14 protein-coding genes are annotated in these 14,407 nt (G+C 64.9%); 9 read left to right on the top strand and 5 right to left on the bottom strand.

The genetic code is table 11. The annotated features are described in order from the left end of the window. Positions 1-132: 132 nt before the first annotated feature. Together VNW74_RS20070 and VNW74_RS20065 are read left to right on the top strand one after the other, a co-directional pair. A complete protein-coding gene (locus VNW74_RS20070; protein WP_325679996.1) occupies positions 133-1,026 on the top strand; it encodes a phosphoribosylaminoimidazolesuccinocarboxamide synthase in 894 nt (297 codons plus the stop codon). Next, complete coding sequence (locus tag VNW74_RS20065; RefSeq protein ID WP_325679995.1) at positions 1,023-3,170, top strand: S9 family peptidase; 2,148 nt, start codon at positions 1,023-1,025, stop codon at positions 3,168-3,170. Before VNW74_RS20070 ends, VNW74_RS20065 begins: the two co-directional genes overlap by 4 nt. Here VNW74_RS20065 and VNW74_RS20060 read toward each other — a convergent pair. Beyond that, positions 3,096-3,545: a hypothetical protein gene (locus tag VNW74_RS20060; RefSeq protein ID WP_325679994.1), complete on the bottom strand. Its 450-nt coding sequence runs from the start codon at positions 3,543-3,545 to the stop codon at positions 3,096-3,098. The genes VNW74_RS20065 and VNW74_RS20060 overlap by 75 nt on opposite strands. A 92-nt stretch (positions 3,546-3,637) precedes the next feature. Here VNW74_RS20060 and VNW74_RS20055 point away from each other — a divergent pair, with 92 nt between their 5' ends. Next, positions 3,638-4,201, top strand: coding sequence for a TetR/AcrR family transcriptional regulator (locus tag VNW74_RS20055; RefSeq protein ID WP_325679992.1), 564 nt, complete (start codon positions 3,638-3,640; stop codon positions 4,199-4,201). Positions 4,202-4,206: 5 nt separating this feature from the next. On the opposite strand, the gene VNW74_RS20050 is transcribed toward VNW74_RS20055, so the two are convergent. After that, complete coding sequence (locus VNW74_RS20050; RefSeq protein WP_325679990.1) at positions 4,207-5,799, bottom strand: DHA2 family efflux MFS transporter permease subunit; 1,593 nt, start codon at positions 5,797-5,799, stop codon at positions 4,207-4,209. 77 nt (positions 5,800-5,876) lie between these two features. Between VNW74_RS20050 and VNW74_RS20045 the strand changes: the two genes are divergently transcribed. From VNW74_RS20045 to VNW74_RS20035, 3 genes are all read left to right on the top strand, one after another. Beyond that, positions 5,877-6,365: a glutathione peroxidase gene (locus VNW74_RS20045; protein WP_325679988.1), complete on the top strand. Its 489-nt coding sequence runs from the start codon at positions 5,877-5,879 to the stop codon at positions 6,363-6,365. 79 nt (positions 6,366-6,444) lie between these two features. Then, the gene (locus VNW74_RS20040; RefSeq protein WP_325679985.1) at positions 6,445-7,149 is read left to right on the top strand and encodes a DUF2334 domain-containing protein; all 705 of its coding nucleotides are present in this window, start codon (positions 6,445-6,447) and stop codon (positions 7,147-7,149) included. A 27-nt stretch (positions 7,150-7,176) separates the two neighbouring features. Then, entirely contained in the window at positions 7,177-8,850 is a 1,674-nt protein-coding gene (locus VNW74_RS20035; RefSeq protein WP_325679983.1) for an FAD-binding dehydrogenase, read from the top strand. Between the two features lie 56 nt (positions 8,851-8,906). On the opposite strand, the gene VNW74_RS20030 is transcribed toward VNW74_RS20035, so the two are convergent. Beyond that, positions 8,907-9,545 carry an MBL fold metallo-hydrolase gene (locus VNW74_RS20030; protein WP_325679981.1) on the bottom strand — a complete coding sequence of 213 codons (639 nt, stop codon included), beginning with the start codon at positions 9,543-9,545 and terminating at the stop codon, positions 8,907-8,909. Positions 9,546-9,577: 32 nt separating this feature from the next. On the opposite strand from VNW74_RS20030, the gene VNW74_RS20025 reads away from it, so the two are divergent. The 3 genes from VNW74_RS20025 to purQ all read left to right on the top strand — a co-directional run bounded on the left by VNW74_RS20025 (position 9,578) and on the right by purQ (position 11,227). After that, positions 9,578-10,249 carry an ATPase gene (locus VNW74_RS20025; protein WP_325679979.1) on the top strand — a complete coding sequence of 224 codons (672 nt, stop codon included), beginning with the start codon at positions 9,578-9,580 and terminating at the stop codon, positions 10,247-10,249. Between the two features lie 67 nt (positions 10,250-10,316). Then, a complete protein-coding gene (gene purS, locus VNW74_RS20020) occupies positions 10,317-10,556 on the top strand; it encodes a phosphoribosylformylglycinamidine synthase subunit PurS (RefSeq protein ID WP_325679977.1) in 240 nt (79 codons plus the stop codon). Then, a complete protein-coding gene (gene purQ, locus VNW74_RS20015; protein ID WP_325679975.1) occupies positions 10,553-11,227 on the top strand; it encodes a phosphoribosylformylglycinamidine synthase subunit PurQ in 675 nt (224 codons plus the stop codon). The genes purS and purQ overlap by 4 nt, the downstream gene beginning before the upstream one ends. Before the next feature lie 13 nt (positions 11,228-11,240). On the opposite strand, the gene VNW74_RS20010 is transcribed toward purQ, so the two are convergent. Continuing rightward, positions 11,241-12,668 carry a wax ester/triacylglycerol synthase family O-acyltransferase gene (locus VNW74_RS20010; RefSeq protein ID WP_325679973.1) on the bottom strand — a complete coding sequence of 476 codons (1,428 nt, stop codon included), beginning with the start codon at positions 12,666-12,668 and terminating at the stop codon, positions 11,241-11,243. Between the two features lie 106 nt (positions 12,669-12,774). Then, entirely contained in the window at positions 12,775-14,406 is a 1,632-nt protein-coding gene (gene fadD12 / locus VNW74_RS20005) for an acyl-CoA ligase FadD12 (protein WP_325679971.1), read from the bottom strand. Position 14,407 lies beyond the last annotated feature (1 nt).

Genomic DNA, 14,407 nt, shown 5'->3' with positions numbered 1-14,407 from the left:
CGGCTTTACGCGGCCCGCATCGTCACCCGGCTCGATCTGTCTGCCGGCCTCGCCCCCTCGCCGCTGCGCGGCTGGGGGTACCCCCACAGCGGGCCTTCGAGGCCCGCATCGTCACCCGGCTAGGCTGTCCCGATGCGTCCCGCTCTGTCCGACTATCGGCACCTGGCCAGTGGCAAGGTCCGCGAGCTGTACCGGATCGACGACGATCACCTGTTATTCGTGGCAACCGACCGGATTTCAGCGTTCGACTATGTGCTCGACAGCACGATTCCCGACAAAGGCCGGATTTTGACCGCGATGAGCGTGTTCTTCTTCGACCTCGTCGAGGCGCCCAACCACCTCGCCGGTCCGCCGGACGATCCGCGCATCCCCGACGAGGTCCTCGGCCGCGCACTGGTGGTGCAAGAGCTGAAGATGCTTCCGGTCGAGTGCGTCGCCCGCGGCTACCTGACCGGCTCGGGACTACTGGACTACCAGCAGACCGGCAAAGTCTGTGGCATCACATTGCCTCCGGGCCTGGTGGAGGCCAGCAGGTTCTCCTCACCGCTGTTCACCCCTGCGACGAAAGCCGAACTTGGGCAACATGATGAGAACATCTCGTTCGCACAGGTGATCCAGCTGGTAGGCGGCGTCCGTGCCAACCAATTGCGCGACCGCACTATACAGACCTATGTGCAGGCGGCCGACCACGCGCTGAGGAGAGGAATCATCATCGCAGACACCAAATTCGAGTTCGGCATCGACGCGCACGACAACTTGGTACTCGCCGACGAGATTTTCACACCCGATTCCTCGCGATACTGGCCGGCCGCCGATTACCGCGTCGGCGAGGTGCAGACCAGTTTCGACAAACAGTTCGTCCGTAACTGGCTGACCGGCCCCGACTCCGGTTGGGACCGCTCGGGATCTCAACCTCCACCGCCGCTGCCCGAGTCCATCATCGACGCCACCCGCGACCGTTACATCGAAGCATACGAACGGATTTCCAGGCTTCGCTTCGACGACTGGATCGGGCCACGCGCATGACCGACGCAGCAAATCCACCGGTTGCCAAACGGGTCGAGAGCCGACGAGAGTTCCACGGTGACGTGTTCGTCGACCCATATGAATGGCTGCGCGACAAGTCCAGTCCCGAGGTGATCGCTTACCTGGAATCGGAGAACGAGTACGCCGATCAGGCGACCGCCCAGCTTGAACCGCTGCGGCAACGGATTTTCGACGAGATCAAAGCACGCACTAAGGAAACCGACCTGTCGGTACCGATCCGACGTGGCGACTGGTGGTATTACGCTCGCAGCTTTGAAGGCAAGCAATACGGTCTCCAATGTCGCTGCCCAGTAACCGATCCGGCCGATTGGAGCCCGCCGATCTTCGATGAGCACACCGAGATCGCCGGTGAGCAGACACTACTCGACGAGAACGTCGAAGCCGAGGGACACGACTACTTCTCACTGGGCGCCGCCAGCGTCAGCCCCGACGGCAATGTGCTGGCGTACTCCATCGACGTGGTCGGTGATGAGCGTTATACGTTGCGGTTCAGAGACCTCCGCACGGGCGAGCAATACCCGGACGAGATCGTCGGTATCGGCGCGGGGGCGACCTGGGCCACCGACAGCCGAACCGTCTACTACATCACGGTCGACGCGGCGTGGCGCCCCGAAACGGTGTGGCGGCACCGGCTCGCCTCGGGTTTGCCCGCGGAGAAGGTGTATCACGAAGCCGACGAGCGGTTTTGGGTTGCGGTAGGCCGGACCCGCAGCGATGCCTATGTGCTGATCGTGTCGGGGTCGGCCATCACCTCGGAGGTCCGCTACGCGGATGCGGGCGACCCACACGCCGAGTTCGTCACCGTGCTGCCCCGGCGCGACGGTGTCGAGTATTCGGTGGAACACGCAATCGTCGACGGGCAAAACCGGTTTTTGATCTTGCACAACGACGGTGCGGTCAATTTCACGCTTGTGGAGGCGCCTGCCGAGGACCCCGGGGCGCAGCACACGTTGATCGGCCACCGCGACGACGTGAGGCTCGATGGCGTCGACGCGTTCGCCGGCCATCTGGTGATCAGCTACCGCGGCGAAGCGCTGCCGCGAATTCAACTGTGGCCCATCGACGGTGACGGCTACGGACGGCCCGAGGAAATCGCATTCGATTCCGAGTTGATGTCGGCCGGCCTTGGCGCCAATCCGAATTGGGACTCGCCCAAGCTGCGGATCGGCGCGGGATCGTTTGTCACCCCGGTGCAGATCTATGACCTGGATCTCGTCACCGGCGAGCGCACCCTTTTGCGCGAGCAGCCGGTGCTCGGCGATTACCGGCGCGAGGACTACGTCGAACGCCGTGACTGGGCCTATGCGGCCGACGGAAGCCGGATTCCGATCTCAATCGTGCACCGTGCCGACACCGAATTCCCAGCTCCGGCACTCGTTTACGGCTACGGCGCTTATGAGATTTGTGAGGATCCGCGTTTTTCCATCGCTCGGCTGTCGCTGCTGGACCGCGGCATGACGTTTGTCGTCGCGCACGTCCGCGGCGGCGGCGAGATGGGTCGGCTGTGGTACGAGCACGGCAAGCTACTGGAGAAGAAGAACACGTTCACTGACTTCGTCACGGTTGCAAACCATCTGGTGGACTCCAGACTGACCCGACCGGAGCAGCTGGTCGCCTTGGGCGGCAGCGCCGGTGGGCTGCTCATGGGCGCCGTGGCCAACATGGCGCCCGATCTGTTCGCCGGAATCCTGGCGCAGGTCCCATTCGTCGACCCGCTCACCACGATTCTCGATCCATCGCTGCCGTTGACCGTGACCGAGTGGGACGAATGGGGAAACCCATTGAGCGACAGCGATGTTTACGACTACATGAAATCCTATTCGCCGTACGAGAACATCACGGCCCAGAAGTATCCGCCGATCCTTGCGATGACCTCGCTCAACGACACCAGGGTCTATTACGTCGAACCCGCGAAATGGGTAGCGGCCCTGCGGCACACCAAAACCGACGGCAATCCGGTGCTGTTGAAGACCCAGATGACCGCCGGCCATGGTGGTATCAGCGGGCGTTACGAGCGCTGGAAAGAGGTGGCCTACCAGTACGCCTGGTTACTGGCTGCCGCCGATCGCGACCACTACGGCAGCGGCCAGGTAGACGATCTCCTCAGCGGTGCGCAGGGGTAGCTGCGTCGTCATCGACTTGGGCGGATTGGGCATCCGCGCCGCGTAGATGTTGGCCGGGAACATCGCCAGCATCAACAGCAGCAGGCAAACGGCCGCGGCGACCCGGGTGGCCGGTACCACCAGGCCTGCGGCGCCGAGGAATTCCAGCACGCCGGTGAGAGTCACCAGCAGGCCGGGTGCCGGTAGCTGTGGAGGCACGATCGCAATCAGGGCGGCGCGCAGTGGCGGGACGAAGTGCGCGACACCGGTCAGAACGAACATCGCGGCCAGGCCGATGGCGATCGCTTTAGTCCAGGTGTCGACATAGTCGACGCCGAGCCAGCCCACGATTCGGGCCACGATGCTGCCGGCGAGCAAGGTGATCAATGGGGCCATGTCAACTCTCCAATCTAGACACTGACAAGTTGTGTTCCGCGAGCTTACGGACATAACTAGTCACTGTCAAGTTTGTCGGTTATGCTGGCACGATGAGTCGTCCGACCTACCATCACGGGGACCTGCGGGCCGCGATCCTGACCGAGGCCGCACGCCTCGTCGATGAGCGCGGCGCCGACCGGGTGTCACTGCGCGAGTTGGCGCGAGAAGCCGGGGTGTCACACGCCGCGCCGGCGCACCACTTCACTGATCGGCGCGGCTTGTTCACCGCGCTGGCCGCTCAGGGGTTCGGGTTGTTGACCGCGGGCCTGGCCGAGGCGCGGCCCCGATTCCTCGATGCTGCGCTGGCGTACGTGCGATTTGCCATCGAACATCCGGGCCACTACCGGGTGATGTTCGACAAGTCGCTGGTCGATCCGTCGAACCCCGAACTGGCCGCCGCCCAGGCGGCTGCCGGCGCTGAATTGTCTCGGGGGGTGGCGTCGCTGCCCGACCAGCACGCCAAAGCGGATCCGACCGGCGCCGAGTTGGCGGCTTGGTCGCTGGTGCACGGGTTTTCGACGCTATGGCTCAATGGCGCGGTGAACGCCCGCGTCAAGGCGACCGATCCGATGGCCACCGTCGAACGGATCGCGAGGATGCTGTTCGAGGAGTAGCGCTCCTAGAAGGCCGGCACCGGCGGCTGGCGCTTGGCCACCGACGGCGGCTTGTTGGGCAGGAACACGACGGGCACCAGTGCCAACGCGACGACGACGATCGACACCACGATGACGAGGGTGTAGGCGTGGGTGAGGTCGTGCATTAGCCGCATGTCGAAATCAGGGGAGACCGCGTGGTGGGACGGCGCCGGCGGACCGTGCTTCCCAAATCTTCCTTTGAGGATGCCGAGTTTCTCTGCGGTGGCAATGGTTTCGCTGCGGTTGAACTGACTCGTCAAAATCACCGACATCAATGCGGTGCCGACCGAGACGGCGACGTGCTGATTGACGCTGAGCAGTGTCGATCCGCGGGCCACCTGGTGGGGCGCCAGCGTCTGTACCGCCGATCCGGACAGCGGCGTCAAAGTGCAGCCCAGGCCTATGCCGGTAATGATCAGTCCCACCAGCAGGATCGGCAGGTAGTCCGCTTGTTTCCAAGCACCGTAGGCGAATACGGTCAGTCCGGTACTGATCAGCGCGATCCCGACGAGCAGGATATTGCGGGGTCCGCGTTTGTCCATCAAGGTACCGGCGAGCGGCATTGCCAGCATCGCGCCGAGTCCCTGCGGGATCAGCTGCAGCCCCGACTGCAGCGGCGTCTCATGCAGCAGCTGTTGGAGATAACTGGGAATCACCAGGACGGCGCCGAAGAATCCGACCGAGAACACGAACATTGCCGAGTTGGCCGATGTCACCGCCCGATTTTTGAACAGCCGCAGGTCGATCAGTGGGTGCTCGGCACGGTGCAGCGCATGCAGAACAAACGCGGTGATCAAGATGATTCCGATGGTCACCGGTATCCACACATGGTTGTCGGTGAACGTGCCGCACCGCGGCACCGACGAAATCCCGAAGAGCAGCGTTGCCAATCCGGGCGACAGCAGCAGCATCCCGACGAAGTCAAACGTCTCCGACGGTCTGGGGCGATCTATCGGAAACAACAACGCCGCGAGGATCAGCACGATCACGCCGAGTGGCAGGTTGATCCGGAAAATCCATGGCCAGCCGTAGGCGCCGATCAACCAGCCGCCGAGGACCGGCCCGCACATCGGGCCCAGGAGCATCGGGATACCCAGTACCGCCATCAACCGGCCGAGGCGCCGCGGTCCGGCCTCGCGCGTCAAGATGATAAACGTCAACGGCACCAGGATCCCGCCGCCGAGTCCCTGTATCACTCGAAACGCGATGAGCTCGGTGATGTTTGACGCCATCGAACACAGCAGCGATGCCAAGGTAAACCACAAAACCGCGCCTAAGAACAGCCGCTTGGTGCCGAACCGGTCGGATGCCCAACCGGCCAGCGGGATCACGGTGGCCTGTGCGAGCGCGTAACCCGCTATCGTCCACGCGACGATGGCCTGAGTGGATCCGAACTCCCCGATGAACGTGCGCTGCGCCACGCTTACGACCGTGCCGTCCAGGATCGCCATCACCGAGGCGAAAATGCAGACTCCGGCGATGCGCAGCAGTCTGGCATCGAGATTATCTGGATAGTCAGGGAGGTCGCCGGCGACCGGTTCGATGTTCGCAGTCAACGGCGCCGCGCGAGAAACCATGATAGCCAGCCTAACGACAAATTAGCTAGCTGACCAATATACTTTGCGCCGGCTGTGATCGGGGTAGCCTGCCGGGTATGACTGTGACCCAGATCGCTTTGACCACACTGGATGGCCGTCCGACATCACTGGCCGACTACAGCGACCACGCGGTCCTGGTGGTCAACGTGGCGTCCAAGTGTGGCCTGACGCCGCAGTACGCTGCGCTGGAACAGCTTGCGAAAGACTACGGCGACCGCGGGCTCACGGTCCTTGGAGTTCCGTGCAATCAATTCATGGGCCAAGAGCCCGGCACCGCCGAAGAAATCCAAACCTTTTGTTCGACCAGCTACGGCGTGACGTTTCCGTTGTTAGCCAAAACCGAGGTCAATGGGCCTGGCCGGCATCCGCTTTACGCGGAACTGACCAAGACGCCCGACGCCGGCGGGGAGGCCGGCGACGTGCAGTGGAACTTCGAGAAGTTTCTGATCGCTCCCGGCGGAAACGTGGTCAACCGATTCCGGCCACGGACGGTGCCCGACGCGCCGGAGGTTATCGCCGCGATCGAGGCTGTACTGCCGAATTAGCTGGTCACAGGGCCGGATCGACGCTTATTGTCCGCGTGTATGTCACCATCTGGACACCTGACATCGTCAAAATTGTGTTGTGTCTGGGAAGTTGATCGTTTCGGTCTCCGGGATCTGTGAACGCACGTTGGATGATGTCGCCGAGTTCTGCGCACAGATGGACACCCGGGCGGTGCCGGTGTCGTTGCTGGTGGCCCCGCGGTTGAAGGGCGGGTATCGGCTTGACCGTGACCCGCACACCGTCGAGTGGCTGGCCGGCCGGCGCGCCGCCGGTGACGCGATCTTGTTGAACGGCTATGACGAGGCCGCAACCAAGAAGCGGCGCGGCGAGTTCGCGGCGCTGCCCGCCCACGAGGCCAACCTGCGAATCATGGCCGCCGATCGAGTGCTCGAGCACCTCGGGCTGCGCACCCGGCTATTCGCGGCGCCGGGTTGGACGGCGTCGCCGGGCACGGTTAGCGTGCTGCCGCGCAATGGGTTTCGACTCCTCGCCGATCTGCACGGGATCACCGACTTGGTCCGGCAGACGACGGTGCGTGCACGGGTGCTGGGCATCGGAGAAGGTTTCCTGACTGAGCCGTGGTGGTGCCGGATGCTGGTGCTGTCGGCCGAGCGGGTGGCCCGCCGGGACGGCGTCGTCCGGGTCGCGGTCGCGGCTCGTCACCTGCGCAAACCCGGGCCGCGGCAAGCGATGCTGGACGCGGTGGACCTGGCATTGCTGCAAGCCTGTTCACCTACCGTGTATCAGTGGCGGGCCGACCAGGCGGTTCTCGACGCAGCCTGACAGTTCGGGTAGCTACTGTGTAGCGCCATGAGCGATACCGGAGCTGGATCGGCCGGCCCGGCCGCTGATGTCATCATCGTCGGCGCGGGCCTGGCTGGCCTAGTGGCCGCCTGCGAGGTGGTGGACCGTGACATGCGGGTGCTCATCTTGGACCAGGAGAACGGCGCCAACCTCGGCGGGCAGGCGTTCTGGTCGTTCGGCGGCTTGTTCTTCGTCGACAGCCCCGAGCAGCGGCGTCTGGGCGTTCGCGACAGTCACGAACTCGCTCTGCAGGATTGGCTTGGGACGGCGGCGTTTGACCGACCCGAAGACTACTGGCCGAGGCAATGGGCGCATGCCTACGTCGATTTCGCCGCAGGGGAGAAACGTAGCTGGTTGCGTGCCAGGGGCTTGCAGATCTTCCCGTTAGTGGGTTGGGCCGAGCGCGGCGGTTACGACGCGCAAGGACATGGCAACTCGGTGCCCCGGTTCCATATCACCTGGGGAACAGGGCCGGCCATCGTGGAGATCTTCGCGCGTCGGTTGCGGGACCATCCGAAGGTGCGTTTCGCACACCGGCACCAAGTGGACGAGCTGATCATCGAGCGCGACGCGGTGACCGGGGTTCGGGGCACCGTCTTGGAACCCTCGACGGAACCGCGCGGCGTGTCGTCGTCACGAAAATCGATTGGGCAGTTTGAGTTTCGCGCTTCGGCGGTGATCGTCACCAGCGGAGGTATCGGCGGTAACCACGACATGGTGCGAGCGAACTGGCCGAAGCGGATGGGCCGCGTCCCCGAGCAACTGCTCTGCGGGGTGCCCGCCCACGTGGACGGCCGGATGATCGCGATCACCGAGAAGGCCGGCGGGCGGGTGATCAATCGCGACCGGATGTGGCATTACACCGAAGGCATCACCAACTACGAGCCGATCTGGCCGCTGCACGGCATCCGCATCATCCCGGGTCCGTCGTCGCTCTGGCTGGACGCCAAGGGCAAGCGGCTGCCGGTACCGCTGTATCCGGGTTTCGACACTCTCGGCACGCTGGAGTACATCGCGAGGTCGGGCTACGACTACACCTGGTTTGTCTTGAACGCCAAAGTCATCGAGAAGGAATTCGCCCTGTCCGGGCAGGAACAGAACCCAGACCTGACCGGGCGCAGCGTGCGCCAGCTGCTGTCGTCGCGGGCCCGGTCCGGGCCGCCGGGTCCGGTGCAGGCCTTCGTCGATCGGGGCGTCGACTTCGTCAGCGCAAACTCATTGCGCGAGTTGGTGACTGCCATGAACAAGTTGCCGGATGTCCTGCAGCTGGACTACGCGACGGTGGCGGAAGAGGTCACCGCGCGCGATCGCGAGGTGGCGAACCGTTTTACCAAGGACAGCCAGATCACCGCGATCCGTGCTGCGCGCGCATATCTGGGCGACCGGCTGGGCCGAGTGGTTGCTCCGCACCGGTTGGCGGATCCAAAGGCCGGACCGCTGATCGCGGTGAAGTTGCACATCCTGACCCGAAAGACGTTGGGCGGGTTGGAGACCGATCTGGACTCGCGAGTGCTCAAGGACGATGGGACACCGCTCGACGGGCTCTACGCCGCCGGGGAGGTGGCCGGTTTCGGGGGTGGTGGTGTGCACGGATACCGGGCACTGGAGGGAACGTTCCTGGGCGGGTGCATCTTCTCGGGTCGTGCCGCGGGCCGCGGTGCCGCAAGCGACATCGCTTAGAAGGATTGCCGAGAAGGTCCGGCGACGGTGCGGCTGGCCGCACACTCGTCGCAGGCTTAGAAGGTGACCGCGCTTTCTTCGGGCAGCACCTGGAAGTCGGTGCCGGTCATCTCGGTGAGTCGGCCGTAGTAGATGCCGCGGGCGTCCGGAGCGATGATGCCCTGGTGAATGGGCACTGCCCGGTTCGGCGCCACCGCCCTCAGGTAGTCGACTGCCTCGGAAATTTTCATCCACGGCGCCGCCGCCGGAGCGGCCAAGACGTCTATCGGCTCGTCCGGGACGAACAGCGCATCGCCGGGGTGCATGAACCGGGCGGGATGCTCGCCGTCACCGACCAGGTACGAGATGTTGTTGATCACTGGGATTTCCGGGTGTATCACGGCATGTCGGCCACCGAGTGCGCGGATGGTCAGGTCGCCGACCGAGAGCTCGTCGCCGACCTGCACCGGCTGGCACGGCACATCAAGCTGCTCGGCGGTCTGCGGATCCGCGTAGAGCGCCGCCTGTGGATTGGCGTCGAGTAACGCGGGCAACCGGGCGGTATCGACGTGATCGGGATGTTGATGAGTGATAACGATGGCCGACAGGCCGGTGATGCCCTCGAAACCATGCGAGAAATTTCCGGGGTCGAACAACAGGGCGGTGTGGCCGAAATCGGCGAGTAGACAGGAATGGCCAAAATGCGTGAGTTGCATGTCTACGATTGTGCGCTCATGGGGTGCCTGGCATGCGCCTAGTTCTGGCGACGATGCTGATCGCAAGCGGCGTGGCCGTCGGGTGCGTGTCGCCGGCCGCCGCCCACGCGGACCCGGAGACCTGCCCGCCGGTGTGCGACCGGATTCCGGACACGGCATGGATCCTGCCCAACGGGATACCGCTGAACTCGACATACCGCTGGCCGTCGCTGGGCGGGGTGGCGGTGCCGATGACGGGGACTGCGACGCCGCGGTTCCGATTCGAGGAGGTGTGCGCGACTCCCGCCTTTCCGCAGGACACCCGCAACTCGGCAGTGGCCAGCCGGGCGGTGGTGGCCAACGCCGGAAGTCAATGGCAGTTGCAGGCCCAAGTCCTGCATTGGCGCGGAGACACCGCCCGCGGCGGTCAAAACGCGTCATCGGTGTTCGATGTCGCCGCAGCCGCGCTGCGCGGTTGCCAACTGGGAGCGGCGGCAGAGTCGCCATCGGTCACCACCGACGAGCCCAATCGGCTGGCCGCGGTAATCAGTGGACCGGTGATCACGCATACCTACCTCGTCGCCCACCCCGAAAACAGCACCATCAGCGAACTGACGCTGTGGTCTTCGGACCCACCGCAGGTGCCCTGGCCGGTGATCTCTGACGCCCAAGTTCTGGATGCCATCGCGTCGCCGGTTTGCGCGGCCTACATCGGCTCGTGCTAGTAAGACGTCCCCGGTGTCGACCGGTAGAGTTGGCGTCGAGCAAACCGAACCAGTAGGAGGAGCGCGGGTGGCCCGGGTGGTTGTGCACGTGATGCCCAAGGCCGAGATTCTCGACCCGCAGGGTCAGGCGATCGTCGGCGCATTGGGGAGGCTTGGGCATGCCGGTATCTCAGATGTGCGGCAGGGCAAGCGGTTTGAACTCGAAGTCGACGACAGTGTCGACGATTCGGCACTTGCCGAGATCGCCGAGTCGCTGTTGGCGAACACAGTGATCGAAGACTGGACAGTAAGCCGGGAAGCGCAGTGACGGCCCGTATCGGCGTGATCACCTTTCCCGGGACGCTCGATGACGTGGACGCCGCTCGGGCTGTGCGTGTCGTCGGCGCCGAGCCCATCAGCCTGTGGCATGCCGACGCCGACCTCAAGGGTGTTGAGGCGGTGGTGGTGCCGGGCGGTTTCTCCTATGGCGACTATCTTCGGGCCGGCGCGATCGCGAGGTTCGCTCCGGTGATGGGTGAAGTCGTCGCTGCTGCCGGCCGAGGTTTGCCGGTTTTAGGGATTTGCAACGGGTTTCAGGTCCTATGCGAGGCCGGGCTGCTGCCCGGCGCGCTGACCCGAAACGCCGGACTACATTTCGTGTGCCGCGATGTGTGGCTGCGGGTGACGTCGACGGCGACGGCGTGGACGTCGCGGTTCGAGCCGAACGCCGACCTGCTGATCCCGTTGAAGTCGGGGGAGGGGCGCTTCGTGGCCTCCGCCGACGTGCTTGACGAGCTGGAAGGTGAAGGCCGAGTTGTGTTCCGCTACCACGACAACCCGAACGGCTCGCTGTCCGACATTGCTGGCATCAGCTCAGCCAACGGCCGCGTGCTCGGGCTGATGCCGCACCCCGAGCACGCCATCGAGGCGTTGACTGGGCCGTCCGACGACGGGCTCGGTCTGTTCTATTCGGCGCTGGACGCTGTTCTGGCCGCGTAATAGCGGGTGGGGGTCAGCGCAACGCGTGCTCAGCCACCAGATCCGGCACGCGGCTTTGCTCTGAAAGACCTGCAGCACTGCGTAATTCGCCAAAGGCCTCGACGAATGCATCAGTCGCTTCATGCGGATCATCGAAGGTCTGGTCGTCGGTGAGCACCGCCACGCCGAGTTGGTCGACGTAGCTCCACACGGTGATGTTGACCGGGGCACCGGGGGAGAGCACGCCGGTCGAGTAGATCTCGCTGACCGGCGCGCCGCCGAAGTGTCCGCGCTGGCGCGGCCCGGCCACGCTGGAGACGGCCACATTCATCATCTTGTTCGGTGCGTCGCGATGACCCAGCCACCGAAATGCCGCGGGGGCGATCGCCGTCGGCAAATAGGCCATCAGTTGGCCGTAGAGGCGTGGGCCGAGGATTTCGTGGTCTTCCTTGGCGATCTTGGTCGCCAGTGCCACCAGCCGCGCCCGCTCGGCGGGGTCGGCGACGTGCACCGGCAACGAAATGGACAGACCGCTGATCTCGTTGCCGGTGACGCGGTCCGACTTGTCGGTGGCGGTCGGCACCGACGCGATGATCGGTCGATCGGCTTTGCCGTCGTAGCCTAACAACAGCTTTCGCAAGCCACCCGCGGCTGTCGCCAGCACCAGGTCGTTGATCGTGATGCCCAACGCCTTGGCGGTCGTTTTGACATCGGCTAGCCGCAGTGCGGCGGTGGCGAATCGCCGCTGCGGAGATACCACGTGATTGAGGAAGGTCGGGGGCGCGTCGAATGCGTCGGCCAGGTCCGGGTGATCGCCGCGTTCTTTGGACCGGCGGCGCACCCGGGTGAACCCTAGCGTGGCATCTCGCAGCAGCCCGGGTAGCTCGGCGACTTGCCGGATGTGGTCGCGTCCGGCGGCGCGCAGCAGACCAGCCGTTGTCGGTGTCACCTCGGCACCGTCGTCGTCGCGCTCATCGGCCCGCCCATCCTCGAGGTCCATCGCACGTGCCAACAGATTCACCGACGCGACACCGTCGGCCAGCGCGTGATGAACCTTGCCGATCAACGCGAACCGACCCCCGGCCAGGCCCTCGGCGAAGTGAAACTCCCAGAGCGGGCGGCTACGGTCCAGCGGCGTGGAGGCCACCTCGCCGATGACCCGGTCGAGCTCTCGGCGGCCGCCCGGCGCCGGGACCTGCACTCGCCGGACGTGGTAAGCCAGGTCGACCGCGCAGTTCTCCAACCACATCGGGTGATGCAGCCGCCAAGGGATATCGACGAGTTTGTAACGCAGCGGGTCCAGTAGGTGTAGCCGGCGGTGCAGGTGGCGCCGAAAGGCCTCGTAGTTGAACTCGCCGTCGAAATCGGCGGCGTCGATGATCGCCACCTTCAACGTGTGTGTGTGCAGGTTCGGCGTCTCGCTGTAGAGCAGCATGGCGTCCATACCGTTGAGTCTTTTCACGCCCCACCTGCCTTTTGCAGCCTCGCGCTATGACCCGCCGACAGGTCCATGCAAGCACCTATGTGATCGGGTTTTCGTCGCATTCGCCGATTCGGAGTTCCGCAGTTCAGACGTCGCCGGGAGCATGCAGCATCGCCTGCAGTTCGCGGCGCGCGATCTTGCCGGTGCCGCCCCGCGGCAGCTCGCCAAGCAGCACGATCTCGCGCGGGACCTTGTAGTTGGCCAGGTTGTCGCGAACATGCAGACGCAATGTCTCCGGGCTGGCCGAGGCGCCGTCACGCAACACCACGAACGCGGCCAGGCGTTGCCCGTACTGTTCGTCGTCGACGCCGAGCACCACCGTCTCGGCGACGTCGGGATGCCGCGCCAAGACCTTCTCGACCTCGATTGGGTACACATTCTCTCCGCCGGAGACGATCATCTCGTCGTCGCGTCCCACCACGAACAACCGTCCGGCGTCGAGGAACCCGACGTCGCCCGACGCCATGAAGCCGTCGCGAAAGGTTTTGCCCGCCCCGGTGGTGTATCCGTCGAACAGGGTCAGACTGCGCACGAAGATCGAACCGGTCTGGCCGGCCGCCAACTCGGCGCCTGTTTCGTCCAGGATGCGAATCTGCGTGCCCTGCACCGGCTTTCCGGCGGTGTCGGGCGCGACGCGCAAGTCGCTCGGCGTCGCGGTGGCCACCATCCCGGCCTCGGTGGCGTTGTAGTTGTTGTAGATCACATCGCCGAACCGGTCCATGAACGCCACCACCACGTCAGGACGCATTCGCGAGCCGGAGGCCGCCGCGAATCGCAGCGACCGGCATGGGTACCGATCGAGCACCTTGTCGGGCAGCTCCATGATCCGGTCGAACATCACCGGCACTACGACGAGCCCGCTTGCATGGTGGCGGTGGAGAAGTTGCAAGGTTGCCTCGGGGTCGAATTTGCGCCGCGTGACGATCGTGCACGCCATCAGCGCCGAAAAGACCAGCTGGGAAAAGCCCCACGCGTGAAACATCGGCGCCATGATCACGGTCGCCTGTTCGGCCCGCCACGGTATGCGGTCGAGCACGGCTTTCAGTTCGTTGGGACCTCCACCCGATGACGGCTGCGCACCTTTGGGTGTGCCGGTGGTGCCGGAGGTCAGCAGGATCAGCCTGCTCTTGCGATCGGCCGGCCGCGGCCGCTGTCCGGCGTGGGTGTCGGCCAACCTATCGATGCTGAGATCTATTGTGGGGGAGGGCAGTTCGATCCAGCTGAGGATGCGAGTGGTGTGTGGCGCTTCGGCGAGTGCGCGGTCGACGGTGGCGGTGAACTCTTGGTCGTAGATCACCGCGTCCACGCCCTCGCGCGCGACCACCTCGGCCAGCGCGGGTCCGGCAAACGAGGTGTTCAACAAGAGCACGTCGGCGCCCACGCGGTAGGCAGCAACCAGTGCGGCGACGAAACCCCGGTGATTGCGACACATGATCCCGATCAGGGTTGGCGTTCCGCCGGGCAGCGCCTGCAACGCCGCGGCGAACGCATCGCAACGCTCGTGCAACTGCCGCCAGGTCAACGTGCCCAGCTCGTCGACCAGCCCCGGCCGGTCGGGGCACCGTTGCGCCGCAGCTGCAAAACCTAGGGTGGGCGTCGTGCCCTCGCGGCGCATCGCGGCGCCCATGCGCAGGTATCGGTCGGGCCGCATCGGCGCGATCAGCCGTGCCCGCAGCAGGGTTTGCAGCAGTCCTCTTGCATCGGTAGCCCCGGGCATC

This window comes from Mycobacterium sp. (assembly GCF_035570115.1).
Taxonomy (GTDB): Bacteria; Actinomycetota; Actinomycetes; order Mycobacteriales; family Mycobacteriaceae; genus Mycobacterium.
The sequence above is the reverse complement of the archived record's forward strand: the minus strand, read 5'-3'. Positions and strand labels throughout refer to the sequence as shown.

Coding starts and splice junctions, on each gene's coding strand:
- VNW74_RS20030 (WP_325679981.1), bottom strand. CDS start 9,545: ATGCAACTCACGCATTTTGGCCATTCCTGTCTACTCGCCGATTTCGGC.
- VNW74_RS20050 (WP_325679990.1), bottom strand. CDS start 5,799: ATGGTTTCTCGCGCGGCGCCGTTGACTGCGAACATCGAACCGGTCGCC.
- VNW74_RS20055 (WP_325679992.1), top strand. CDS start 3,638: ATGAGTCGTCCGACCTACCATCACGGGGACCTGCGGGCCGCGATCCTG.
- VNW74_RS20045 (WP_325679988.1), top strand. CDS start 5,877: ATGACTGTGACCCAGATCGCTTTGACCACACTGGATGGCCGTCCGACA.
- VNW74_RS20035 (WP_325679983.1), top strand. CDS start 7,177: ATGAGCGATACCGGAGCTGGATCGGCCGGCCCGGCCGCTGATGTCATC.
- VNW74_RS20070 (WP_325679996.1), top strand. CDS start 133: ATGCGTCCCGCTCTGTCCGACTATCGGCACCTGGCCAGTGGCAAGGTC.
- fadD12 (WP_325679971.1), bottom strand. CDS start 14,406: ATGCCCGGGGCTACCGATGCAAGAGGACTGCTGCAAACCCTGCTGCGG.
- VNW74_RS20025 (WP_325679979.1), top strand. CDS start 9,578: ATGCGCCTAGTTCTGGCGACGATGCTGATCGCAAGCGGCGTGGCCGTC.
- VNW74_RS20060 (WP_325679994.1), bottom strand. CDS start 3,545: ATGGCCCCATTGATCACCTTGCTCGCCGGCAGCATCGTGGCCCGAATC.
- VNW74_RS20065 (WP_325679995.1), top strand. CDS start 1,023: ATGACCGACGCAGCAAATCCACCGGTTGCCAAACGGGTCGAGAGCCGA.